20 protein-coding genes and 1 pseudogene are annotated in these 22,413 nt (G+C 70.4%); 7 read left to right on the top strand and 14 right to left on the bottom strand.

Features of this window, described 5'->3' with window-relative positions:
- The coding region (locus AB0J52_RS04105; protein ID WP_500180087.1) for an FAD-dependent monooxygenase at positions 1-1,201 on the bottom strand (1,201 nt) is incomplete at its 3' end.
- A 261-nt stretch (positions 1,202-1,462) separates the two neighbouring features.
- Here AB0J52_RS04105 and ligA point away from each other — a divergent pair.
- A complete protein-coding gene (ligA, locus tag AB0J52_RS04100; protein WP_500180086.1) occupies positions 1,463-3,547 on the top strand; it encodes an NAD-dependent DNA ligase LigA in 2,085 nt (694 codons plus the stop codon).
- A gap of 431 nt (positions 3,548-3,978) precedes the next feature.
- Positions 3,979-5,790, top strand: a complete 1,812-nt coding sequence (locus AB0J52_RS04095; protein ID WP_500180085.1) for an RICIN domain-containing protein — start codon at positions 3,979-3,981, stop codon at positions 5,788-5,790.
- A gap of 29 nt (positions 5,791-5,819) precedes the next feature.
- On the opposite strand, the gene AB0J52_RS04090 is transcribed toward AB0J52_RS04095, so the two are convergent.
- The 4 genes from AB0J52_RS04090 to AB0J52_RS04075 are packed head-to-tail and all read right to left on the bottom strand — an operon-like array spanning position 5,820 to position 11,060.
- Positions 5,820-7,844, bottom strand: a complete 2,025-nt coding sequence (locus AB0J52_RS04090; protein ID WP_500180084.1) for a hypothetical protein — start codon at positions 7,842-7,844, stop codon at positions 5,820-5,822.
- A 41-nt stretch (positions 7,845-7,885) separates the two neighbouring features.
- A complete protein-coding gene (locus AB0J52_RS04085) occupies positions 7,886-8,752 on the bottom strand; it encodes a carbohydrate ABC transporter permease (protein WP_500180083.1) in 867 nt (288 codons plus the stop codon).
- Positions 8,749-9,732, bottom strand: a complete 984-nt coding sequence (locus tag AB0J52_RS04080) for a carbohydrate ABC transporter permease (protein ID WP_500180082.1) — start codon at positions 9,730-9,732, stop codon at positions 8,749-8,751. The genes AB0J52_RS04085 and AB0J52_RS04080 overlap by 4 nt, the downstream gene beginning before the upstream one ends.
- Positions 9,729-11,060: an ABC transporter substrate-binding protein gene (locus AB0J52_RS04075; protein WP_500180081.1), complete on the bottom strand. Its 1,332-nt coding sequence runs from the start codon at positions 11,058-11,060 to the stop codon at positions 9,729-9,731. Before AB0J52_RS04075 ends, AB0J52_RS04080 begins: the two co-directional genes overlap by 4 nt.
- Before the next feature lie 111 nt (positions 11,061-11,171).
- On the opposite strand from AB0J52_RS04075, the gene AB0J52_RS04070 reads away from it, so the two are divergent.
- Positions 11,172-12,440, top strand: a complete 1,269-nt coding sequence (locus tag AB0J52_RS04070) for an ROK family transcriptional regulator (protein ID WP_500180080.1) — start codon at positions 11,172-11,174, stop codon at positions 12,438-12,440.
- Between the two features lie 229 nt (positions 12,441-12,669).
- Here AB0J52_RS04070 and AB0J52_RS04065 read toward each other — a convergent pair whose 3' ends face one another.
- On the bottom strand, positions 12,670-13,068 hold the full coding sequence (locus AB0J52_RS04065; RefSeq protein ID WP_500180079.1) for a GNAT family N-acetyltransferase: 399 nt from the start codon (positions 13,066-13,068) through the stop codon (positions 12,670-12,672).
- 258 nt (positions 13,069-13,326) lie between these two features.
- Positions 13,327-13,905: an SbtR family transcriptional regulator gene (locus AB0J52_RS04060; protein ID WP_500180078.1), complete on the bottom strand. Its 579-nt coding sequence runs from the start codon at positions 13,903-13,905 to the stop codon at positions 13,327-13,329.
- A 118-nt stretch (positions 13,906-14,023) separates the two neighbouring features.
- Here AB0J52_RS04060 and AB0J52_RS04055 point away from each other — a divergent pair, with 118 nt between their 5' ends.
- The gene (locus AB0J52_RS04055; RefSeq protein WP_500180077.1) at positions 14,024-14,950 is read left to right on the top strand and encodes an NmrA/HSCARG family protein; all 927 of its coding nucleotides are present in this window, start codon (positions 14,024-14,026) and stop codon (positions 14,948-14,950) included.
- 353 nt (positions 14,951-15,303) lie between these two features.
- On the opposite strand, the gene AB0J52_RS04050 is transcribed toward AB0J52_RS04055, so the two are convergent.
- Together AB0J52_RS04050 and AB0J52_RS04045 are read right to left on the bottom strand one after the other, a co-directional pair.
- Positions 15,304-16,992, bottom strand: a complete 1,689-nt coding sequence (locus tag AB0J52_RS04050) for a hypothetical protein (RefSeq protein ID WP_500180076.1) — start codon at positions 16,990-16,992, stop codon at positions 15,304-15,306.
- Positions 16,993-17,101: 109 nt separating this feature from the next.
- Positions 17,102-17,248 carry a LuxR C-terminal-related transcriptional regulator gene (locus AB0J52_RS04045; RefSeq protein ID WP_500180088.1) on the bottom strand — a complete coding sequence of 49 codons (147 nt, stop codon included), beginning with the start codon at positions 17,246-17,248 and terminating at the stop codon, positions 17,102-17,104.
- A gap of 115 nt (positions 17,249-17,363) precedes the next feature.
- On the opposite strand from AB0J52_RS04045, the gene AB0J52_RS04040 reads away from it, so the two are divergent.
- Entirely contained in the window at positions 17,364-18,266 is a 903-nt protein-coding gene (locus AB0J52_RS04040) for a Gfo/Idh/MocA family protein (protein WP_500180075.1), read from the top strand.
- A gap of 131 nt (positions 18,267-18,397) precedes the next feature.
- Here AB0J52_RS04040 and AB0J52_RS04035 read toward each other — a convergent pair whose 3' ends face one another.
- From AB0J52_RS04035 to AB0J52_RS04020, 4 genes are read right to left on the bottom strand one after another with little or no spacing between them, the layout of a single operon-like run.
- On the bottom strand, positions 18,398-18,838 hold the full coding sequence (locus AB0J52_RS04035) for a DUF6010 family protein (protein WP_500180074.1): 441 nt from the start codon (positions 18,836-18,838) through the stop codon (positions 18,398-18,400).
- The gene (locus AB0J52_RS04030; RefSeq protein WP_500180073.1) at positions 18,835-19,131 is read right to left on the bottom strand and encodes a hypothetical protein; all 297 of its coding nucleotides are present in this window, start codon (positions 19,129-19,131) and stop codon (positions 18,835-18,837) included. The genes AB0J52_RS04035 and AB0J52_RS04030 overlap by 4 nt, the downstream gene beginning before the upstream one ends.
- Before the next feature lie 2 nt (positions 19,132-19,133).
- The gene (locus tag AB0J52_RS04025; RefSeq protein WP_500180072.1) at positions 19,134-19,610 is read right to left on the bottom strand and encodes a DUF2269 family protein; all 477 of its coding nucleotides are present in this window, start codon (positions 19,608-19,610) and stop codon (positions 19,134-19,136) included.
- Positions 19,607-19,972 (bottom strand): type 1 glutamine amidotransferase family protein, encoded by a 366-nt coding sequence (locus AB0J52_RS04020; RefSeq protein ID WP_500180071.1) that lies wholly within the window; start codon positions 19,970-19,972, stop codon positions 19,607-19,609. Before AB0J52_RS04020 ends, AB0J52_RS04025 begins: the two co-directional genes overlap by 4 nt.
- 197 nt (positions 19,973-20,169) lie before the next feature.
- Between AB0J52_RS04020 and AB0J52_RS04015 the strand changes: the two genes are divergently transcribed.
- Complete coding sequence (locus tag AB0J52_RS04015) at positions 20,170-21,108, top strand: GlxA family transcriptional regulator (protein ID WP_500180070.1); 939 nt, start codon at positions 20,170-20,172, stop codon at positions 21,106-21,108.
- An 84-nt stretch (positions 21,109-21,192) separates the two neighbouring features.
- On the opposite strand, the gene AB0J52_RS04010 is transcribed toward AB0J52_RS04015, so the two are convergent.
- Positions 21,193-21,984, bottom strand: coding sequence for an SAM-dependent methyltransferase (locus tag AB0J52_RS04010; protein WP_500180069.1), 792 nt, complete (start codon positions 21,982-21,984; stop codon positions 21,193-21,195).
- A gap of 175 nt (positions 21,985-22,159) precedes the next feature.
- Between AB0J52_RS04010 and AB0J52_RS04005 the strand changes: the two are divergent.
- Positions 22,160-22,413 (top strand): annotated as a pseudogene (locus AB0J52_RS04005) (transposase); the annotation flags it as partial.

Here is a 22,413-nt window from a genome sequence, read left to right as displayed (position 1 = left end):
TTAACGTTCCGGCACCGGGCAGGCGCCGGCCCAGCAGCGGGTGCGCCGGGCCGGGCAGCTCGTAGCCGATGTCCAGCCCGGAGATCATGCCCGCGATCACCGCGTTGGCCTCCGGCACCGCCAGCAGGCCGGCCACGATCTCGCGCAGCGCCAGATGCTCCTCCTGGGCCACCAGGAGCAGCGATTGGGCGCGGGTGTTGGCCAGCACCCTGGCCGCGACGGGGTGACGCTCGGCGTTGTAGGTGTCCAGCAGGTGCGCGGGCGCGTGCCCGCGCACCTGGGCGGCCAGCTTCCAGCCCAGGTTGAAGGAGTCCTGGACGCCCAGGTTCAGGCCCTGCCCGCCCATCGGGGAGTGGATGTGCGCGGCGTCGCCGGCCAGCAGCACCCGTCCGTGCCGGTAGTCCTCCACCTGCCGGGAGGCGTCGCTGAAGCGCGAGGCCCACACGATCGACTCCAGGCGTGCCTCCGGTTCGGGCACTAGCATCAGCGCCCTGCCGACCTCCTGCTCGGTGACCGGCGCCTCGCGCGGCAGGTCCTGCTGCTCGGGCCCGTAGAACAGGATCCGGTGCACCCCGTCCTCCAGCGGCGTCAGGTAGGCGCGGCCGGCTGGCGAGGGCGTCATCTCCGGCAGCCGCCAGCGCGCCCCCACCTGCCCGGCGAGCCTGATGTCGGCCACTGCCATCGCCTGTCGGCCTTCCAGGCCCGGGAAATCCACCCCCAGTAGCGTCCGTACGGTGCTGCGCCCGCCGTCACAACCTGCCAGCCAGGCTCCCCGGAGCACGGCGCCGTCCCCCAGACGCGCGCTCACCCCCGTGTCGTCCTGCCACAGCTCCACCAGTGGCTGACCGCGCAACACGCGCACGCCCAGCTCACGCACCCGCCCCTCCAGCACCCGCTCCACTTTCGACTGCGGTGTGCCGATCATGTAGGGATGAGCGGTGTCCCAGGCGGTGAAGTCCAACCGCATTCCGGCGAAGTGCCCGCCGGGCACTCGTTGGACGCCGCCGGTCAGCAGCGGCTCCAGCAGGCCGCGCAGTTCCAGCACCTCGGCGGTGCGCGGCTGCACCCCCAGCGCCTTGGACTGACCGCTTCGCTCGGGCAGCGCCTCGACCATCAGCACGGACGCGCCGCCGAGGGCGAGTTCGGCGGCGAGCATGAGGCCGGTAGGACCGGCCCCAACGACGATCACGTCGGTATCCATGGGCAGACGTTAGGTCCGCTATGGCCGCTTACCGCAACGATAGTGTCCACCTACGCCGCAAACCGTGACGGCGTGATCGCGTCACGACCACGACTCCGCGACGCTCACTTCATGGTCTCCGACGCTGGTCGGGCTCGGTCGATCCAGGTTGGCCAGCGAACCGTCCACGCCTGGGTCTGGGGTTGGTCGTCCTCGGCCAATGCGCCGCCCCGACTATTCCGACCTGCAAAAACGTCGTACCCGTCCGTAAGGATGACGCTTATGACTGCTGCGCTCACTGAGATCCACGACGAGGCCGGTTACACGGCGGCCGTGCAGACCGCCCTGGACGCGGCGGCCGCCTACTACGGCGACGGGTCCTCCACGTTGGACGACGACGCCTACGACCGGCTGGTGCGGGGCATCGCCGCCTACGAGGCCGCCCACCCCGACCAGGTCCGGCCCGATTCCCCTTCGGGCAAGGTCGCCGGCGGCGCGGTGGTCGGCGACGTTCCGCACACCCAGCCGATGCTGTCGCTGGACAACGTGTTCGGCGCGGAGGAGCTGGCGGCGTGGGCCGCCGGTCTGGAGCGGCGTCTGGGCCGTCCGGTCGAGCGGTGGAGTGTGGAGCCGAAGCTGGACGGCCTGGCGATCTCGGCGCGGTACGTGGACGGGCGGCTGGCCCAGCTGGTGACGCGCGGCGACGGGACGGCCGGGGAGGACGTGTCGCACGGCATCGGCAGCGTGCTCGGCCTGCCGCGCGAGCTGAACGCACCGGTCACCGTCGAGGTCCGCGGCGAGATCCTGATGACCGGCGCGCAGTTCGCGGCCGCGACCGAGGCGCGTGTCGCCGCGGGCGGCACGCCGTTCGCCAACCCGCGTAGCGCCGCCGCCGGATCGCTGCGCGCCCAGGACCGCGCCTACCAGGTCGAGATGACCTTCCACAGCTACGGAGCGCTCCCCCTGCCGTCCGGTGCCGGGTTCGGTGCCGCCACTGACGACGAGCTCGCCGAGCAACTGCGCACGCTGGCGCACAGCCGGATCATGGACCTGGTCGTGGGCTGGGGCGTGCAGACGACTGCGGGCACGCCGGTCGCCGGGATCACCGCCGACACCCTGGAGGCCGTCCAGGCGCGGGTCGAGCAGATCGCCGAGGCCCGCGCGGGACTGGAGTTCGGCATCGACGGCATCGTCATCAAGGCCGACAACGCCCAGGACCAGCAGGAGGCCGGGTTCTCCTCCCGCGCCCCGCGCTGGGCGGTCGCCTACAAGCTGCCCGCCACCGAGAAGATCACCAAGCTCCTGGCGGTGGAGTGGAACGTGGGCCGCACCGGCATCATCGCGCCGCGCGCCGTCCTGGACCCCGTCGAGGTCGACGGCGTCACCATCACCTACGCGACCTTGCACAATGCCGCCGACATCGCGCGCCGGGGGCTGCTGCTCGGTGACAGCGTGACGGTGTACCGGGCGGGCGACGTGATCCCGCGAGTGGAGGTCCCCGTCGTCCAGCTCCGGACCGGGCAGGAGACACCGATCCCGATTCCGGAGGTCTGCCCGCGCTGCGGGGACGCGATCGACGCCTCGCAGGAGCGGTGGCGCTGCGTCCGCGGCCGCGCGTGCCACTCCGTCGCCTCCATCCGCTATGCCATCGGCCGTGACCAGCTCGACATCGAGGGCCTCGGCGAGAGGATCGTCGACCAGCTCGTTGACGCGGGACATGTCACCGACTTCGCCGACCTGTTCACCCTGACGCGCGAGCAACTGATCGGGCTGGAGCGGATGGGCGAGACCAGCACGGCCAACCTGCTCGCCGCGATCGAGGCCGCCAAGTCCAAGCCGCTGAACAAGGTGTTCTGCGCGCTGGGCGTCCGCGGCACCGGACGGTCGATGTCCCGGCGCATCGCCCGGCACTTCGCCACGATGGACGCCATCCGTGCCGCGGACGCCGCCGCGTTCGAGGAGGTCGAGGGGATCGGCCCGGAGAAGGCCCCGGTCATCGTCGCGGAACTCACCGACCTGGCCCCGCTGATCGACAAGCTGGTCGCGGCGGGGCTGACCATGACCGAGCCAGGGGCCGTCGCGCCCGGCACCGAGAAGGAAGCAGCCGAGGGGCCCGCGCTGCCGCTGGAGGGCATGACCGTGGTCGTCACGGGAGCGATGACGGGACCGCTCGCCGAACTCTCCCGCAACCAGGTGAACGAGCTGATCGAACGCGCGGGCGGGAAGTCGTCCTCCTCGGTGTCGGCGCGCACGTCGCTCCTGGTCGCCGGCCAGAAGGCGGGATCGAAGAAGACCAAGGCCGAAGGACTCGGCATCCCGATCAGCACCCCGGAGGAATTCGCCGACCGCCTCCACGACCTGCTCTGAGCACGCCGACTGCCCGATCAGACCAGACCATCGTCCACGGAAAGCGTCTTCCGGACGGGGCGGTCGGCATCGACGCGCGGTCGCACGGACGGTCGGTCGGACGGGTGGTCGGACGGGCGGGGTCGGAGCCGGCCGTCCGCGGATCCGCCTCCCGACGGGTCTTGACGGCTCTGCAATTAGTTTGGATTCTACTTAAACAAATTCGTTCCAGGGAGGGCTGATGGCACGAAGATCGTCAGCACGAGGGAGTAGCCGGCCCGCGCCGGGCGTGAGTGCGGCGGTGATGTCGAGCGCTCCAGGCCACTCCCCTTCATGGACCTGGGCGCGCCCCCACCCTTAGGGCCGCGTTCACGCCGGAAACCTGGGCGCGGCTTCCCACCCTCAGGGCCGCGCCCAGGCCAAGGCGCCGCTTCTGCTGAAGGAAGGAACCCATGCCCCGCCTCAGACGAACCCTCGCGGCGGCCGTCGCTGCGACGCTCAGCGCGTTCACAGTGACGGCGGCCGTTCCCGCCTCAGCCGCACCGCCGGACGCCACCTACACCGTCTCGACCGGGCCGCGGGTGGAGTACAGGTATCCGACCGACACCCCGGCCAGCCCGTACATCGACAAGGACGGGACGTTCTACTTCCAGCAGTCCGCTGCGCTGTACGGCGCGAACGACCCGCGTTACTGGGACTTCTTCACAGGCACCAACTTCGACAACGCCACCCGATCGAGCGCCATCAGCAACGCCGTGAATCCGGCGAACTCCCTCGATCGCAACAACGACACCACCTGGCGATGCAACAACAGCCCCACCGGGGTCGAGGCGACTCCCCCGCCATCAGGCTCGGGCTACTCCCAGAAGAACTACTGCGACCTGGTCGGGGTGTGGGTCGACCCTGACACCGGCTACTGGTACGGCCTGGTGCACAACGAGTTCACCCCCGAACCATGGGGAAAGGCCGGGTTCTCGCACTACGACGCCCTCGACGTGGCGGTGTCGACCAACCAGGGCAAGGTCTGGAAGATCACCGGCCATGCGATCACCTCGCCGTACAGCACCCGGCGAGGCGACACGGCGGCGTTCCCCAACCAGACGTGGGACTACGGCGACGGTGATCCGCGACTGTTCGTCGACGTCGCATCGGGCTACTTCTACGTCTACTACGCCTCACGCATCCAGCCCAAGCCGGGCGCCGGTGGCGGCGTCACCTCGCTGGCCCACGTCGCCCGCGCGCCGATGTCGTCGAAGATGGCGACCGGCTCGTGGAAAAAGTGGTTCAACGGCTCCTGGACCGAGCCCGGTGTCGGCGGACGCGAAAGCAACATGCTGCCCGTCGACGCGTCCAATTCGACCGGCTACACGCCTGTGGCCAACGACTACAATCCGGCCAACACGGGCAACGTCGACCAGCAGATCGCGGCGGGCACCGTGCCGCGCAAGGCCGACCTGTTGATGATGAACATCGCCTACAACGCCTATCTGGGCCTCTACATCGGCGAGCCCGAAGTGGTCGACCAGTCGGCGCCCACGTCCCAGCGCTACTACGTCACCGACGACCTGTCGACGCAGAAGTGGCACCTGATCGGGGACTCCGGCGCCTACAAGACCGATTCCTGGTACCGGTGGATGCTCGACGGGGCGAACAAGACCAACTCCACCATCGTCGGCAAGACCTACCGCTCGTACTGCGCGTACTTCTGTGGCGGCCCCACGGACGGCGAATACCACGACGTCACCATCGGCTCCTCCGCCCCGGCGGCGCCGCCCGCGGATCCGACCAGGACCTACCGGATCGGCAGTGGAAACGGGCGGATCCTGGCGCAGGTGTCAGGCAGTGACGCCACCACCTCGATCGGCGCGGCGACGGGGTCCAAGCTGGAGGGTTGGGTCTTCACCGGTCTGGGTGACGGCTCGTATCGGATCACCAACGCCGCCACCGGCAAGGCACTCGGCGTGAACTCCAACACCACGGCCGCCCGGGCGTGGGGCACCAAGCCGACCGCCACCACGATCGGTCCTGGCGGCCCGAGCGTCGGGCAGCAGTGGTTCATCCTCCGCAACAGCTCCGGCTCGACGTACCGGCTGATCAACCGCTACAGCGGACTCGCTCTAGGGCTTTCCGCGGATTCCGGGCGACTCGCTGAAACGACCCCTGGCCGGACCTGGACCAACACCACCGGCAATCCCGTCGGTGGATCACGCACCGCGGCCGAGCAGACCCTGACCCTGCGGGCGTTTACGGTCTCCGGTTCCTGACCTCCTTGAGCCACGTAGCCGAGGACGAGTCACTCGTCCTCGGCTACGGCGGCGCAGTACTCGAAGGTGAGCCAGCCTCGGTGCGGGAGGTCGTGGTCGACCGTGATCCGGCCGTCGTCCGTACGGGCTTGGACACGTTGGGGCTCGGCGAGTGGAGCGAGAAGGGTAGCGGCCGACATGACCTGGTCGGGCAGGTCGACGTGCACCCGGGCGTGGTCGGCGCTGCCGTTGGCGATGGCCAGGCGCCGTACGCCATCGACGACGGTGAGGTGTGGGATGAGGTGCGGGCCGCCGGTGACCAGCGGCAGCGTAGGGGCGCCCTCCAGGAAGCGGATCATCGAGTGGAGCAGCCGTTGGCCGTCGTCGTCGTAGGGCAGCGTGTCCGGCGCCGTGGCGGCGAGGACGGCGACCCGGCCTCCGAGTGCGTTGGCGTAGCCGCACCGGCCCGCCCCCCACGGCTCCCGGCGGGCGGTGAGGATCTCGCTCCAGACGACGGCGCCGGAGGCTGCGGTCAGCCGGGCCAGTGCGGGCTGGGTGTTGACGCTGAGCAGGGCGCCGTCGGCTGTGACGCGCTCCAGGGCGTACGGTCCGGGCACGGGATGCGAGGCGTGTGCGGCGTCGTGGTCGTCGCGGCCGACGAGCCCGCTCACGTGCACGCCCAGGTGCTCGCCGTACCCGCGCTCGGTGAGGACGGCGGCGGCCGTGCCGTCCAGCAGCAGCCCGCCGCGCAGCATCGTCCGCACCTCGTGGTCGTCGAACGACCACGCTGCGGGACCGAACAGGGCGCGGACTGGAACGGTCCACGCGCCCGCGGCGGTGACCGGAACGCCGTAGCGGAGCAAGAAGTCCGCGGCCGGCCCCTGGTCGGCCGCCAGGTCATCGAGGTGTCCGGCGCGCGAGGTGTGCACCCGGGCGGCGGCGTCGGGACGGAACGGGAGGCCGACACCTTCTGTCATGCCGTCCCGCGGCCAGCGCTCGGCGACCCAGTCGAGCGCTGGCCGGGAGCGCGCCAGCATCCGGCCGACTCTGGGAAACTTCTCGGCCCGGCCGGCCTGCATGGGCAGTACGTTGAGGAACAGCGCGTCCGACCCCGCGAGTTGTGCGGTCACCATCTCCGACCAGGTCTGGGTGTCCGACTTCGACCAGGAGGTGTGCGGCCAGTTCTCGATCTCGGGCTCGCTGGCCGTCCACTTCGGGCGCAGCGCGCGCTGCTGGTCGAGCATCCACACCGAGAACGCCAGCTCCCTGCCCGGGACGTCGGTATACGCGGTGAAGTGGGGTCGGTGCAGGGTCTCGCCGTCGATGGCGAGCGTTTCGAAGAGCGCCGTCCAGTCCCGGCCCTCGACGGAGGCGACGCCGAGCCGCGAGCTCATCAGCCCGAGCCGTGACCGGCCGCCGGAGCGGGCTTCGACCTCGGCGGTGACCATCCGGGCGACCTCCAGCTGCGCCTCCCGCCAGACCCGCTGCAGCAACGCGCGCCATGGATGCGGCGGGCCGGGCCGGGTGATGGCGGCGACCAGGTCCCCACGTGTGATCGGCTCACCCGCCAGCTCGGCCACCCGGTCGAGCATCGGCTGTTCGAAGCCGCCGCCCCACTCCAGCGGAGCGTGGTTGTGGTAGCGGAAGTCGTCCTCAAGCCACAGCACGCGCAGGCCCAGCTCGGCGAACCGGCCGTAGTAGCCGGTGATCCAGGCCCGCCAGCGCGGGCAGGCGAAGGACGGCTGGGCGCGGGCGACCGTGCCGTCCGGGCCGGCCATCGGCGTGAAGCCGAGCCGATCCACCCGCCCCCTGTCGGCATGGCCGGTCGTCACCCAGGGGTTCAGGCTCACCTCCAGGCCGGCCTCGCGCAGCACTCCGGCGGCGGTCCGTGCCGTCTCGAACCAGAGCTCGCGCTCGGGATCGTCCGGGTGCCCGGCGTAGAACTCCTCGGCGTGCAGCAGCAGCACGACCTCGGTCACCCCCGCGGCCGCGCAGAACTTGGCGAGCTCGGCCGCGTCGGCCGCGGCGCCGGACGTGGGATGGATCTGGAACCGCAGGTGGTACCGGGCCGACACGTGGGAGCTCCTGTCTGTGAGGGGGAGGTCGGGCGCGCCGGTCACTTCAGGCTTCCGGCGGTGAGGCCGGAACGCCAGAAGCGCTGGAGGGCGAGGAAGAGCACGACCAGCGGCACCGCCGACACGGCCGCCGCGGTGATCACGATGTTGAAGGGCACGGCCGTGGGGCCGATGCCGCGCTGCGACTGCCAGCCGACGACGCCGACGGTGACCGGCTGGAGCTTCTCGTCGGCGAGCATCAGGACCGGCAGCAGATAGTTCGTCCAGATCGTGACGAACTGGAAGAGGAAGACGGTGACCAGCGCCGGGGACATCACCCGCAGCGCGATGGTGGCGAAGATGCGGAACTCGCCGGCCCCGTCGATCCGGGCGGCCTCGATGAGCTCGTCGGACACCGAGGCGGCCGCGTAGATGCGGCTCAGGTAGACGCCGAACGGGCTGACCATGCTCGGCAGCAGCACCGCCCAGTAGGTGTTGACCAGGTGGACCTTCGAGAACATGAGGTAGAGCGGGATGGCCAGCAGCGGTGGCGGCACGAGTACCGCCGCCAGGACGAGGTTGAAGACCGCCTCCCGGCCGCGGAAGGCGTATTTCGCCAGCGCGTACCCGGCGAGCGCGGCGACCAGCGTGCTCACCGCGGCACCGCCGACGGCGTACAGGGCGCTGTTGAACAGCCAGGTGGCGTAGATGCCGCCCTGGCGGGTGAACACCTCGTGCAGGTTGTCGAACAGCGCGAAGCGGCCGAACCAGAAGCCGTTGCCGGTGAACAGGCCTGAGCTGGTCTTGGTCGAGGAGACCAGCAGCCACCAGACCGGGGTGAGGAAGTAGACCGAGGCGAGCAGGAGTACGCCGAGCACGATCCAGCGGCTGCCGCTCGCGCCTCTCGCGCCTTTGGCGGTCGTGTTCACAGGGCGCCTCCCCGTCGCTGGACGATGCGCAGGAAGCCGAAGGAGAGCGCGAGGGCCAGCACGGCGAGGATCACCGAGTCGGTCGCCGCGGCGTTGAAGTTGTTCGCGTCGATCTGGTTGTACGCCGCGAAGATCGGCGTGTAGGTGCTGCTCAGGTTGGGGGCGACGTTGTGCAGGATGGCGGGCTCGTTGTAGAGCTGCGCGGTGCCGATGATGGAGAACACCGTGGTCATCACCAGTGCGGGGCGTACCAGCGGGACCTTGATGCGCCAGGCGGTCCCCCAGGCCGAGCAGCCGTCCATCGCCGCCGCCTCGCTCAGCTCTTCCGGGATGGCCTGGAGCGCGGAGTAGATGATCAGCATGTTGTAGCCGGTCCACCCCCAGGTCAGCATGTTGCCGATCGTCGGCGCGAGCATGGCGTCCGAGGTCAGCGTCAGATGCAGGCCGAGGTGGCGACCCGCGGCCGTGATGGGGCTGAGGCCCGGGGCCACCAGGTAGGACCACATGATGGCGCCGATGACGCCGGGCAGGGCGTACGGCAGGAAGAAGGCCAGCCGGAAGAACCGCTTGAACAGCGTGCCCCGGGCGTCCAGCAGCAAGGCCAGCCCGAGCGCGACCAGGAGCATCACCGGCACCTGCACGACCCCGATGCACAGCACTCGCAACAGCGACCCGCGGAAGGCCGGGTCGCTGAGCGCGTTGGAGTAGTTGCCGAGCCCGGCGAACGTCTTGGTCGGCGCGGACAGGCCGAGCCCCGAGCGATGCAGCTTGAAGAAGCTCTCGTAAACGGTGTAACCGATCGGCGCGAGGTACATCCCGGCGAACAGCGCCAGGAACGGGGTGAGGAACAGGACCGGGGTGCGCCCACGTCGGCGGACGTGCCGCGGTCGGCGGGGCGGCCGATGGCGGGACGGCGGCTTCGCGGGCGGGGCGGCGGCCCTGCCCGCGGGGCCCGGCCGCTCGGGGACGGCGGTGGTCATCCCCCGGTGCCCCCGGCGACGCTCAGCCCCTGCTGCCGCATCTGCTTGGCGGTGTTGTCCTGCACGGTCGTCAGCATCGAGAGGAGCTTGGCCCCGCCCGTTCCGGCCTTGCCGAGCCCGTCGGCGAGGTCGGTGCTGGTCTGGGTCATGGTCGGGCCCCACTGCCAGGTGGTGTCGATGTGTCCCATCGCGTCCTTGAAGACCTCGAAGATCTTCTGACCGCCGTAGAACGGGTCGGGAGTGGTCAGTGCCGGGTTGGCGAGGCCCGCGGTCGCCGCCGGGTAGATGCCGGTGACCTTGATGAGGTTGCCCAGGCTGGCCTGGTCGGTGCTCATCCAGAGCGCGAACTCGGTGGCCTCCTTGGGGTGTGCGCAGCCCTTGAGGACGGCGGTGGCCGAGCCGCCGTCGTTGCCGTACACCGGGTTGGCCGCGTCCCAGACCGGCATCGGCGCGACCGCCCACTTGCCGGAGGTGGACTTCACGCTGCTCGCCAGGAGTGGGGTCGCCCAGACCGCGTTGACGTCGGAGAGGATCTTGCCCTTGGACATGGCGGTGTAGAGCGAGGGGTCGAAGCTCGGGTACGGCTTGAGCAGCTTCCTGTCCAGCAGGTCCTGCCAGTAGGAGGCGACCTTCTGGTTGGCGGCGCTGTTGATGGACAGCTGCCACTGGTCGTTCGCGGTGCCGAACCACTTGGCTCCGGCCTGCCAGGCCAGGCCCGTGTAGTTGTAAGCGTCGTTGCCGAAGTAGCCGAGGTAGACGCTGGGGTCGGCCTGGTGCACCTTGGCGGCGTCGGCGGCGTACTCGTCCCAGGTGGCGGGGGGCTTGGTGATGCCGTACTTGGCGAACAGGTCCTTGCGGTACATCAGCGCCATGGGAGCGGCGTCGACCGGGGCGCCGAAGGTCTTCCCGCCGATGGTGACCTGGTTCCAGGTCCAGTCGGCGAACTGGCTCTTGGCGTTCCCGGTGTACTTGCTGACGTCCTCCAGGGCACCGGCGGCGGCGAAGCTCGGCATGGTCTCGTAGCCGACCATGGCCAGGCACGGCGCGTTCCCGGCCTTCACCGCGGTGAGCATCTTGGTGTAGCCGCCCTTGGCGCCCGAGGCGGTCTTGCTCCAGCTCACCTGGGCGTTGGGGTGGCTCTTGTTCCAGAGCGCGATCGACTGCTCGTAGCCGGGCGCCCAGCCCCAGAAGTCCAGCTTGACCGGGCCCTTGGCGTCAGTCTCCTTGGAGTCGCCCGAACCTCCCGAGGAGCACGCGGCCAGCGCGGCCACCAGGGCAGCCGCCAGCGCGGCCGTCCGCATCGATCTCCGACCTGAGCGATCGTTCATGTGTCTCTCCGCCTGGGCTGACCCCGATGACATTAGTTCGGCTATTGTTCGAACTAACCTGGGGAAAGTCAACACATTGAGGCGGGTTCGCTGTGGCGGGAGGATCGGTGCGTGAAAGCTGACTTGCGGAACACGGGGGCGCGGGACCTGGCGATGGCCGGACCGCTCAGGCCCAACGACCGGTCCTCGATCCGGCGCGGCAACCTCGGCCTGGTACTGCGCCTGCTGCGCGACGAAGGCGCACGGTCCCGGGCCCGGCTCGCCGTCGACACGGGTCTGCCCAAGGCCACGGTGTCCAGCCTGATCGCCGAGCTGGTAGAGCTCGGCCTGGTCCGCGAGGGCGAGGTCGAGCGCGAGGGCGCGGTGGGCCGTCCGGGGCTCGCGGTGGAGATCGACGGGCGCGGCGTGTGCGGCATCGGTGTCGAGATCAACGTCGACTACCTCAGCTCGATCGCCCTCGACCTGCGCGGCGAGCTGCGCGCCGAGCACCGGATCGGCCTCGATGTGCGCGCGGCCGAGCCCGAAGCCGTGCTCGACGAGGCCGCCGCGCTGGTGCGTCAGACCATGGCCGAGCTCGACGCCGACGCCATCCGTACGGTCGGTGTCGCGCTGGCCGCACCCGGCGTCATCGACCTGGGCCGAGGTGCGGTCAACTACGCCTCGAACATCGGCTGGCGCGACGTACCCGCGCGGACCGGCCTCGCCGAGCGGCTCGGGCCGGACGCGCCTGAGGTCCACATCGAGAACGACGCCAAGCTCGGCGCGATCGCCGAGTACCTCGCGCTCACCGATCCGGACGTGCACGACCTGCTCTACCTCACCGGCGAGACCGGTGTCGGCGCCGGCATCATCGCCGGCGGCCGGCTGCTGCGCGGCACGGCCGGATACGCCGGGGAGGTCGGGCACCTGCCGCTCGGCCCGAACGGCTATCCGTGCAGCTGCGGGCGGCGCGGCTGCTGGGAGACCATGGTCGGCCTGGCCGCGCTCCTGCGCGCGGCGGCCGACCCGGGCGACGAGGTCTGGGACCCCTCCATCGACCTCGAACAGCGGCTCGCCGAGCTGCTGCGCCGCGCCCGCTCAGGCGACAGGCGCACGCTTGCCGCGCTGGACGGGATCGCGGCGGCGCTCGGCCCGGGCATCGCGATGCTGGTCGATGTCCTGAACCCGCGCCTGCTGGTGCTCGGCGGGCACTTCGCCTTCTTCGGCGAGTACCTCATCGACAAGGTGCGAGACACGATGCATGCGGCCGTGATGGCACCGGACGCGGGCGGCTGCGAAATCGTCCTGTCCCCGCTCGGCTTCACCGCCGCCGCACGAGGCGGCGCCTACCTGGCCCTGGACACCGTCTACGAAGACCCGGGCGCGCTCGCCCGCTCCTAGCCCAGCCCGCCGTCCACCTGCCGGAGCCCCGCTCACCAATGGCCGTCCAGCCCGATGGTGCTGCTCTCCTAGACCGCATCGACCCTCGCCACGGGCTGACCGGCCCTGACTTCGTCATGCTCGGGGAATGGGCGAACAGCTCGGCCTGCCCCCCGAACCCGGCGGCGATCGGTTCCGGGGGCACTCCACACCTGCCCGGCCAGGGCCTACGCCGCTTTCGGGGACGGGCTCAAGCGGGCGGCGTGACCGAGAACCTCGCGCCGAACCATTGCTCGGCGCCCCACTCCTCGAACCGTTCCACCTCGGTGAACCCCAGCTTCGCCGCGAGGCGCATCGCGCGGTCGTTGGCGGTCTGGGTGCAGAGCACCACCGGCTCGCCGGGAAGCGCGTCGGCGAACCAGCCGAGTGCCGCCGCGCAGGCCTCGGCGGCGTACCCGCGTCCCCATGCCTCTGGCAGGAACAGGAAGCCGAGCTCGGTCTCCCCACCGTCCGGACGGACGCGCCCCTGACGCTTCGCGTCGCGCCGGTCGAGCGTGACCATGCCTATCATCGCGCCGTCGAGATCGACCACGAAGAAGCCGGGGCGCCGCCCTGGCACCCTCGGGCACCGCCCGCTCCAGCTCGTCACGCGGTCGAGAACCACCGACGTAGGTGCCCACCTCCGGCGAGGCGAACAGTTCGATGAACGCCGCACGGTCCCGGGCTTCGGACTCGCGGAGCACGAGCCGGTCGGTTCTGATCGGGGCCGGGGGCCAGGCAACGGCTCCGAGCTCAGGCATGGCGGGCAACCTATCGCACGCCCGTCGAGCAGCGCGCGCTCTCACAGTGCACGAACGAGGTGTTCACGAAACCCATCGACACCGGATCTCGCTTGTGAGTGGCCAGTTCAATGTGCGCGTACGCCGTCGATGGCGATCGCCAGCAGGCGGTCGGCTTCAGCCGGGCCGTCGGGGTCGTGCTCGGTGGCCAGGGCGATGGCGCTGACGAGCTTCAGCAGATGGGTGATGTCGATCTCGGGGCGCACGGCGTCTGCCGTCCGGGCGCGTGCGAGGAGGGCATCGCCGGCGTTGATGACCATGTCATGACAGGTGCCGCCGAGGGTCGGGTCACCGCTGCGCATCAATGACGCGCCCAGTCCTCGGTTGGCAACTGCATGGGCGCCGACGGCACGGAGCCAGGTGAGCAGCGCCTCTCCCGGATCGGGGTCGGACAACAGGTCCTCGGCCTTGGCGCAAAGGGTCTCCACTCGATCCCTGAAGACCGCCTCCAGAAGCGCCTGCCGCGAGGGGAAGTGCCGGTGCAGAGTCGCCGAGCCGACTCCGGCGCGGCGGGCGACCTCCTCCAAGGACGCGTCGGCGCCGTCCTCGGCGATCAGGGCCCCGGCGGCGGCGATGATCCGGTCGATGTTGCGGCGGGCGTCAGCGCGCATCCGCTGCCGGGGCGGCACGGCGGCTTCCTTCGACACGGGGCACTCCTGGCGACTTGATAAATGGGGTGGCCCTCCATATCGTAGCGGCCAATAACCGGGGGGCCACCCCACTTACAGGATGGTTCCTGTTCTGCATGGACGCGAGGGAGAGACAGTGACGCAGACCAACAAGACCGTCGTGGTGGTGGGAGCGACCGGCCTGCAGGGCGGGGCCGTGACGCACCACCTGCTCCGCGGTGGCTGGCGGGTGCGTGCGCTCACCCGTGACCCGATCGGGCCACAGGCCCAGGCGCTGGCGCGGGCCGGTGCGCAAGTGGTGCGGGCGCAGATGGAGGACGTCGATTCCCTGGCCGCCGCAGCCGAGGGCTCCTGGGGACTGTTCAGCGTCCAGCCCACGGTCGGTTCGCCCGGCACCGCACCGGACTTCACCACCGAGGACGAGGTGTGCTGGGGCGTGAACGTCGCCGAGGCCGCGCACGCCGCCGGCGTCGAGCACCTGGTCTTCACCTCCGTCGCCGGCGCGGATCGCCACCTCAGCGAGAAGGTCCCGGTGAACCTGGTCAGCAAGTGGCGGATCGAGCAGCACATCGCCCACCTCGGCCTGCCCGCGACGATCCTGCGGCCGGTCTCGTTTATGGAGAACTTCACCGGCGGATACGCACTGCAGAACGGGAACCTGTCCACCGGACTCGCACCGGACACCGCCCAGCAGATCATGGCCGTCGACGACGTCGGCTTCATCACCGAGCTGGCGTTCCGCCGCCCCGAGGAGTGGATCGGCCGGGCGGTCTCCCTGGCCGCCGACGAGCTCGCCCCGGTCCAGGTCGCCGAGGCCATCGGCAAGGCGCTCGAGATACCGCTGCCCTATGTCCAGACACCGATCGAGGCGATCCGGGCCCTGAGCGAGGACTTCGCCTACGCCAACGAATGGCTCAACGAACGCGGCTACCGCGCGGACATCGCGGCCACCCGGCGAATCCACCCTGCCGCGATGGACTTCTCCACCTGGCTGACGCGCACCGGCGCCGCCCAGATCTCGGCGTTCCTGGACTCCGCACGCACCGCGGGCCACGGCGCGTGAGTGCCCGCGCACCCCGGGCTCGGGCGTGTCGGGGAAGTTCACGGCCGCTCCGACAGGTCGGCGGCGGTCGCGATCTCCGGCACGGTCAGCCCGCTGTGCTCACGGGCAGCGCGTAAGCGAAGGCAGTCGTCCCCGTAGTCGGCCTCCGACACCGAACCTCCAGAAGCGGAGCGTCAAGGTGCCACGGCCACCCTGAACAGACGATCGAGCCTGTCGAGGCGTCCGTCGTCCACGACGGCACGCTCGGTGTCACCCGCCTCGCCCTGCGCCGGGCGAGGTGCCGGACGGCGGACGAGTGATCGCCGGGGGCCTCCGGCCGATGCTGGGGGCCCCCGGCGATCCAGGAATTCGGGTCAGCGGAGGCCGTAGGCGCGGATCACGGTCTGGTCGACCGCTCCATCGATCTTCGTTCGCAGCGAGACGAAGCCCTTGGCAGGATTGCGGAAGGACGCCGTCCACCGGTCGCCGTCGGCGCTCACGGAGACCGGCGTCCACGACTTCCCGTCGTCGAAGGACGTCCACAGCGAAGGCTTCACACCCGCCTTCGCCTGCTGCGGGGCCAGCGTCAGCGTCTGCGTGGTGTTCGCGGGCGCCCGGTTCTCATCGTCGAGGGCCGTCCGGTATTCCACGGTCGGCAGGTTGATGACGTTGTCCTGACCCACCGTGACGTCCCAGACGACGTGCTGACTCGTCGCCAGGTCCGACCAGGGCGCCGACCGCGTGGCGTTCGTGGTCAGCGTGTACCGGCCCGGCTCCGGGCGCGCCCAGATCCCGCCGTAGCCCGGGACGAGGCTCTGGCCGATCGACTCACCGCTCAGGCTCACCAGCGCCGAGTCCCCCTTCATGAAGGAATACCACCGCTTGTTGCTCACCGCACCGCGCTCGGACAGCATCCCCGCCTGGAACCCCGTTCCGTTGCCGGTGTCGAGGATGAGGAGACCTTCGGCCGGACCGAGCGGGCCCTTGTTCCAGCTTCGCGTGTACGCTCCAGCCGTCGGGAACCGGTCGGTGCGGGTCCTGACGTCGTTCTCGTCGAACGCGCAGTCGGCGGTGGTGAGGGCCTCATCCCGCAACCAGTCGAGCCCCGGGGTGTAGTACTCGGTCCGCGTCGTCGGAACGGTTCCCGCGCCCCAGTAAAAGGAGAGGATGCCACCCGTCCCCCAGTCGACCCCTGCGGTTGCTCCCGCGCAACCGGGTCGGCCTTCGCTCGCGTATCTGACCTTGACGGCCGCCAAGTCCTTGGTGCGCGCGCTCAGGGTCAGGTCCGCCGGCACGCCTGCCGCCTTGCTCGCGATGTGGTACGTGTAGGGGCTGCCCTCCGTCTTCCCGTCCTGGGTCAGCAGCGACTGCACCTCGTACTCCACGCCGCCCTCGGCTGAGGCGGGGGTGACGTACAGGCGGTCACCGGCGAGCCCGAAGGCCCCGGTTATGTGCCGGCGCCGACCGGCGATCTGCTGGACGAGGCGCACCTCGGTTCCGACCGGTCTTGCCCCCGCCTTGTCCACCGTGACTTGGACGGGGTTGGCCGTCCGCGCGTCGAGCGTGAGCGACACGTCCCCGGTCACCGTCACCTTCGGCAGCAAGATTGCTGTTTTCGACCACGTACCGTCGGCCTCCTGGCGGTGCACCTCGGTGCTGAGCGAGTAGTCACCAGCGGGCAACGAGCCCTCGCCATGCCCGTTGTTCAGCTCGGTGCCGAGCGGGTCGCCGCCGTCCAGCGGCCAGATCGAGAGCCAGTTCGTCTCGTCCGACGTGGCGACCGCGCCGTCGCGGTTCAGCACCGTGACCCGCAACTGGTGCTCACCGGCCGCCGTGGCCCGCTGCAGCCGACGGAACGTCGGCTGCTCGCCCCTCTGCCGCATCACGGTTCCGCGATGGAAGGTTCCCTGTTCCGCCGGTCCAACGATGACCGGTCCGTGCGATGCCGCCACCGGGGTGGGCGGTGCGGCCACCGACGCGTGGGGTGCCGTCGCCAGCGCGGGCGGCACCGGGCCCGCCACCAGTGCCAGGACGCCCAGCCCCATCAGTGTCCTCTTGACCATTCCCTCTCCTCACCATCGGGCGCCGTCGCGGCGCCGGGGAACGGACGCCGATCCGCGATCGACGCCCACCTTTACTCGCCCGAAGAGGGAGATCGTCTTCAGATGACGATCACAGGCCCGCAGGTGTGCGGCGGCGCGCCATTTTGGGGTGCTGATGGAACGCTTGACGGGTCAGCGGCAGTGTGCCGTCTGCGATCTCGGTGTTGGTGTGTCCTGCGGCGATGAGGCGCAGGACGTCGTGTTCGCGGTCGGTGATGCCCAGGGGAGCCGGCGGCGGTGGATTCGCGGCTGGGCGGTCCGAACATCCTGACTACCGGCAGGAATGGCGGCCCTAGGGAAGGCGCCTGGGATCGTCCGCCTAAGCTCGACCCATGGCTTTGAGATTCGGACTCCTCGGGACGGGTTACTGGGCGAGCGAGACCCACGCTCCTGCGCTGGCGGCGTCGCCGGACGCCACCCTGGCCGGGGTCTGGGGCCGCCGTCCGGACCGGGCCGAAGGCCTCGCCGGGAGATTCGGCGTCCGGGCCTACTCGGACGTCGACGAGCTGCTCGCCGACGTCGACGCCGTGGCGATCTCCCTGCCGCCCGAGGTCCAGCTGCCGCTGGCGTTGCGGGCGGCCGCCGCGGGCAAGCACCTGCTGCTGGAGAAGCCGGTCGGCCTGTCGGCCACGGGCGCGGCGGCGGTGGCGCGCGAGGCGGCCTCGGCGGGCGTCGCCTCCGTGGTCTTCTTCACCTTCCGGTTCCTCCCGGCGGTGGAGCGGATGCTGCAGGACGCCGCTGCGGAGGGCGGCTGGGACGGCGGACGCGCCAACGTCCTCGCCTCGATCTTCGAGCCGGGCAGCCCGTACGCGGCGTCCGACTGGAGGCGCACGCGCGGTGCCCTGTGGGACCTGGGGCCGCACATCCTGTCGGTGTTCCTGCCCGTCCTGGGCGAGGTCACCGAGGTGCAGGCCATGAGCGGCCCGCACAGCACCTCGCACGCGCTCCTGCGGCACGAGGGCGGCGCGGTCTCCACCATGACGCTCAGCCTGGACGCGCCCCCGGCGGCGGCCGGGATGGAGATCGGGTTCGTCGGCGGCAAGGGCGTCGCGCCGGTTCCGGTCGGGAACGTGTCCGCGGTGGAGCCGCTGGTCACAGCGATCGGCAGGCTGGCGCGCAGCGCGTCCGAAGGAGGGGCCGACCCGTGCGACGCCGTCTTCGCCGCGAAGGTCAACGCTGTCCTGGAGGCCGCCCAGCGGTCGATGGAGGACGGCGGCACCGTGCCCGTCTCCTAGGCGAGGCCGAGTGCGACCTGAGGGCACCATTGCGTTCGCCAAGCTGCGACAAGCATCGCCATCCGGGGCATGTGGGGTGTATGGCCTGGCTGGGCTCGGGACCACTGGGGCCCGGCAGGTGGTGTAGTCAGTCAGGAGGAGGCAGAGGCGTGGTCGTGCGTGTGATCTGCTGTCCGGGCGGGGCTCAACCAGCGGCGGACGAGCGTGATCAGTGGAGGTCCTCCGCGGAAGCACCACAGGGCGATGACGGGGTCGCAGATGGCGCAGCTCATGGATGAGTCGTGCGCGAACGGCAGGATCGGGTTGCCCTTGAGCCAGTGGGCCGCGTCCCACACGGTGTGCAGCAGCCAGCCGATGCCGATGAAGGTCCAGGAGTCCAGTCCCCGGTAGCCGACGTAGGCCATCAGCGCGACGAACGGGAGCTCCCACGGGCCGAAGCCGCCCCCGCTCAGATAGGCGGCGCCCGCCCCCGCCACCATGATCGCGTTGAAGCGGCGCCGGTGCGGTTCCTTGATCAGGGACATCAGCAGGCAGTAGACGACGCCGACGAGGATCGGCGATACGTAGTTCATGACGGGATGACCTCTTTCAGCTGGGCCGGGTCCGGATCGGCAGGGGTGAGCCGCCGCAGTGCGAGCAGCCCGCCGGCGCCCGGGACGACGGCCAGGACCTTGGCGGCGGTCGTCGCGGCGTCCAGCCGCCAGGTCGCGATCACGACGAACAGGTAGGCGCAGCCGTGGGCGGGGCCCATCAGGGATGAGACGGGCTTGAGGTGGACGGTGAACACGTTGGCCAGCATCACGATCAGCGAGATCAGCTCGGCGTGAGCCGCGATGCGCAGATGGCTCGGAGACCGCGGGCGCATGGTCACACCCCCGTCGTGGAGCCGGGACGGATGATCATCAGTACGGTGACTGTGGCCCACAGCAGGTTGAAGACGCCGGTGAGCATCGCGAGACGACCCGGTGTCAAGGAGGTCGCTGTCGGCGACGGCGCGGCGGAACTCGCCGTCTCGGCCAGGGCACGGTCCTGAGCGGGCAGGATCAGCAGAACCAGGACGCCGGCGGCCACCCCGGTCAACAGGATCGAGATGACCAGCCACGGGCTGCCGAGGACACCGAGACTGCTGGCTGTGGCGAAGCCGAAGAGGGGGACGGCGATGCCGATCCCGGCGTAGACCCGGCAGATGCGGTGCAGTGTCCGCAGGGTCGTCCGGGCGTCGCCGTCGCCGGAGTCGCCGAGGGCGCGGCGCAACGTCGCGGGGAACATGCTCGCGGCGACGGCGACCGGGCCGACGGTGATGATGGCGGCCAGGACGTGCAGTGACAAAAGGAGCTTGGTCACGCCTGGCGCTCCGGGGCGCGCCGGCGCTCGCCGGTGACCTTCGAGGCTGGAAGGCGGCCGGCCTCCTCGTCCTGCTTCCACTCGCCGGCGCCCACCTCATCTTCCGGAACCTCGCCGGGCTCGCCCACGTGGCCGTAGGCGCCGGGCACCACGAGCAGGTCCGCCCGCTCCAGGTCGAGGGCGCCGGTGGCGCGCAGTGCCAATCCCCCGGTGCCGCTGATCACCTCTCGGGGTCCCTCTGCGGAGACCAGCTCGACGGTCCCCGCGCCGCCCGACGCCGAGCCGTCGGCGTACAGCACCTCGTAGGGGGCGATGACATCGAGCGGGTCGAAGCCATCGAACAGGACCACCTGAACGTGCATGGATGTTTCCTCCGGGGTCGATTTCCATCGGACGCTCCGAAGTCAACCGGCTGTCACCGTGATCGCCCAGTGGCACTAGTGACAGGCTTCAACGGGATAATGCCAAGAGCTTCCCGAAGGCTCAGAACCCCACTGGCATGGAGCTGCCCGCACATCGGCCCGGTGCTGACGAGTCGGTGGGGAGGTACGTTCTGGCCATGCACACCGTTGCCGTCCTCGCGCTCGACCAGGTGATCGCGTTCGACCTGTCGACCCCGATCGAGGTCTTCTCCCGGACGCGTCTGCCCGACGGGCGGCCCGGTTACCAGGTCCGGGTGTGCGCCGAGCACGACGAGGTCGACGCCGGCGCCTTCGCCCTGCGTGCGCCGTGGGACCTGGGCGGCCTCCGGGACGCTGACACGATCATCGTTCCGGGTGTCGCCGATCCCATGGCCCCGCTCCCCACTGCCGTGGGCGAGGCACTACGGTCGGCGGCCGCAGACGGCACCCGGATCGCCTCCATCTGCGTGGGCGCCTTCCCCCTGGCCGCCACCGGGCTCCTCGACGGGCTGCGCGTCACGACCCACTGGCGCGCGGCCGGGCTCCTGGCCGCCCTTCACCCGGACCTCCACGTCGACCCGGACGTCCTCTACGTCGACAACGGCCAGTTCCTCACCTCGGCCGGCGCGGCCGCGGGCCTGGACCTCTGCCTGCACATGATCCGCCGGGACTACGGATCGGCGGTCGCCGCCGACGCCGCCCGCCTGTCGGTGACGCCACTCGAACGCGAGGGCGGTCAGGCGCAGTTCATTGTCCATGACCACATCCCCGTGCCGCAGGGATCCGAACTGGAGGCGTTGCTCGCCTGGCTGCGGGAGAACCTGGCCCGAGACCTCACCCTGGCCGACATCGCCGCGCAGTCCGGGACCAGCGTCCGGACCCTGATCCGGCGCTTCCGCGACCAGACCGGCACCACCCCACTCCAGTGGCTCCACCGGGCCCGCATCCGCCAGGCGCAACACCTCCTCGAAACCACGGAGCACTCCGTCGAACGCATCGGCAGCCAGGTCGGTTTCGGCTCGCCCACCGCATTCCGCGACCGCTTCAAACGCACCACCGGCGTCAGCCCGCAGACCTACCGCCGCACCTTCAGCTGAACCAAGCCTCAGCGGCGCCGTCATGGGCAGTCCGTCCGCTGGTCGGCGGCTTATGAGACGCAGTGCCGGGGGGATGCCGCTTGATCATGGTTTGCGGGCGACCGCACCCACGCAGGAGACCTCTGGGCCGTCGCCCCAGGGGTTGGGGTCGGGCCTCCACTTCGACACCGAGACCACGCCGGGCTCGAGGACGGCCAGGCCCTCGAAGTAGCGTCCGATCTCTTCCGGGCTGCGGGGCGTATAGGGGACACCGCGGCCACCGGCGTTGTAACGCTGGATGGCCTGCACGTAGGCCGGGTCGGTGTCAGCGCCGTCGTAGGCTGCCAGGTAACTGCCCGGCGGCAGATGCGCCATCAGCCGCCGCACGATGGATCGGCACTCCTCATCGTCTTCGACCAGTCCGAGTATGCCCATCAGCATGAGCGCGACCGGCTGGGAGAAGTCCAAAGTGGCTGCGGCCTGGGCGAGGATCGCCTCAGGGTCGCGGACGTCCGCCTCGATGTAGGCGGTGGCCCCTTCGGCGCTGCTGGTGAGCAGGGCCTGCGCGTGCACCAGTACCAGCGGATCGTTGTCGACGTACACGATCCGCGCGTCGGGCGCGATCCGCTGGGCCACCTCGTGGGTGTTGTCGACGGTCGGCAGTCCGGTGCCGATGTCCAGGAACTGCCGGATCCCGGCCTCGGCGGCCAGGTACCGCACCACGCGCGTGAGCATGTGCCTGGAGTGGCGGGTGATGTCCGCCATCCCGGGGAAGATCTCGCAGATCCTGTCTCCGGCCTCCCGGTCGACCGGGTAGTTGTCCTTGCCTCCCAGCAGGTAGTTCCAAATTCGGGCCGAGTGCGGCACGGTCGTGTCGACCCCAGGCGGCGTACCCATGAACTCTCTGCCTTTCGAAATTGCGCGGCGCGACCAGACAGCCCCCGATTCTGCAGCACCCCCCGCGCCTCTGGCCAGAGCCATGCTGCCGGGCGAGGAGGGCCTAGGCCGTGTCCGGCAGATCTTGGTGTTCTGCTGAGGTGGATCTTGGGTTGTGGGTTGATGGTGTGTCGTGGTGCGACGGCATGAGTTGACCGATGTGGCGTGGCGGCGGATTGAGCCGCTTTTGCCCGCACAGCCCGCCCGGGGCGGTAGGTGGATTGATCACCGGACGGTGTTGAACGGGATCTTGTAGAAGCTGGCGACCGGTGCCCCGTGGCGTGACCTGCCCGAGCGTTACGGGAACTGGAAGACGGTGTATGAGCGGTATCGGCGGTGGGCCGCCGACGGCACCTTCGATGCGATCCTGACCCACGTCCAGGTCCACGA

This window comes from Spirillospora sp. NPDC049652 (assembly GCF_040675125.1).
In the GTDB taxonomy this organism is placed as follows: domain Bacteria; phylum Actinomycetota; class Actinomycetes; order Streptosporangiales; family Streptosporangiaceae; genus Spirillospora.
The sequence above is the reverse complement of the archived record's forward strand: the minus strand, read 5'-3'. Positions and strand labels throughout refer to the sequence as shown.

Bases quoted from the DNA above. Each gene is read 5' to 3' on its own strand.
- AB0J52_RS04095 (WP_500180085.1), top strand. From the start codon at position 3,979: ATGCCCCGCCTCAGACGAACCCTCGCGGCGGCCGTCGCTGCGACGCTC.
- AB0J52_RS04040 (WP_500180075.1), top strand. From the start codon at position 17,364: ATGGCTTTGAGATTCGGACTCCTCGGGACGGGTTACTGGGCGAGCGAG.
- AB0J52_RS04010 (WP_500180069.1), bottom strand. From the start codon at position 21,984: ATGGGTACGCCGCCTGGGGTCGACACGACCGTGCCGCACTCGGCCCGA.
- AB0J52_RS04020 (WP_500180071.1), bottom strand. From the start codon at position 19,972: ATGCACGTTCAGGTGGTCCTGTTCGATGGCTTCGACCCGCTCGATGTC.
- AB0J52_RS04035 (WP_500180074.1), bottom strand. From the start codon at position 18,838: ATGAACTACGTATCGCCGATCCTCGTCGGCGTCGTCTACTGCCTGCTG.
- AB0J52_RS04050 (WP_500180076.1), bottom strand. From the start codon at position 16,992: ATGGTCAAGAGGACACTGATGGGGCTGGGCGTCCTGGCACTGGTGGCG.
- AB0J52_RS04015 (WP_500180070.1), top strand. From the start codon at position 20,170: ATGCACACCGTTGCCGTCCTCGCGCTCGACCAGGTGATCGCGTTCGAC.
- AB0J52_RS04080 (WP_500180082.1), bottom strand. From the start codon at position 9,732: ATGACCACCGCCGTCCCCGAGCGGCCGGGCCCCGCGGGCAGGGCCGCC.
- ligA (WP_500180086.1), top strand. From the start codon at position 1,463: ATGACTGCTGCGCTCACTGAGATCCACGACGAGGCCGGTTACACGGCG.
- AB0J52_RS04075 (WP_500180081.1), bottom strand. From the start codon at position 11,060: ATGAACGATCGCTCAGGTCGGAGATCGATGCGGACGGCCGCGCTGGCG.
- AB0J52_RS04030 (WP_500180073.1), bottom strand. From the start codon at position 19,131: ATGCGCCCGCGGTCTCCGAGCCATCTGCGCATCGCGGCTCACGCCGAG.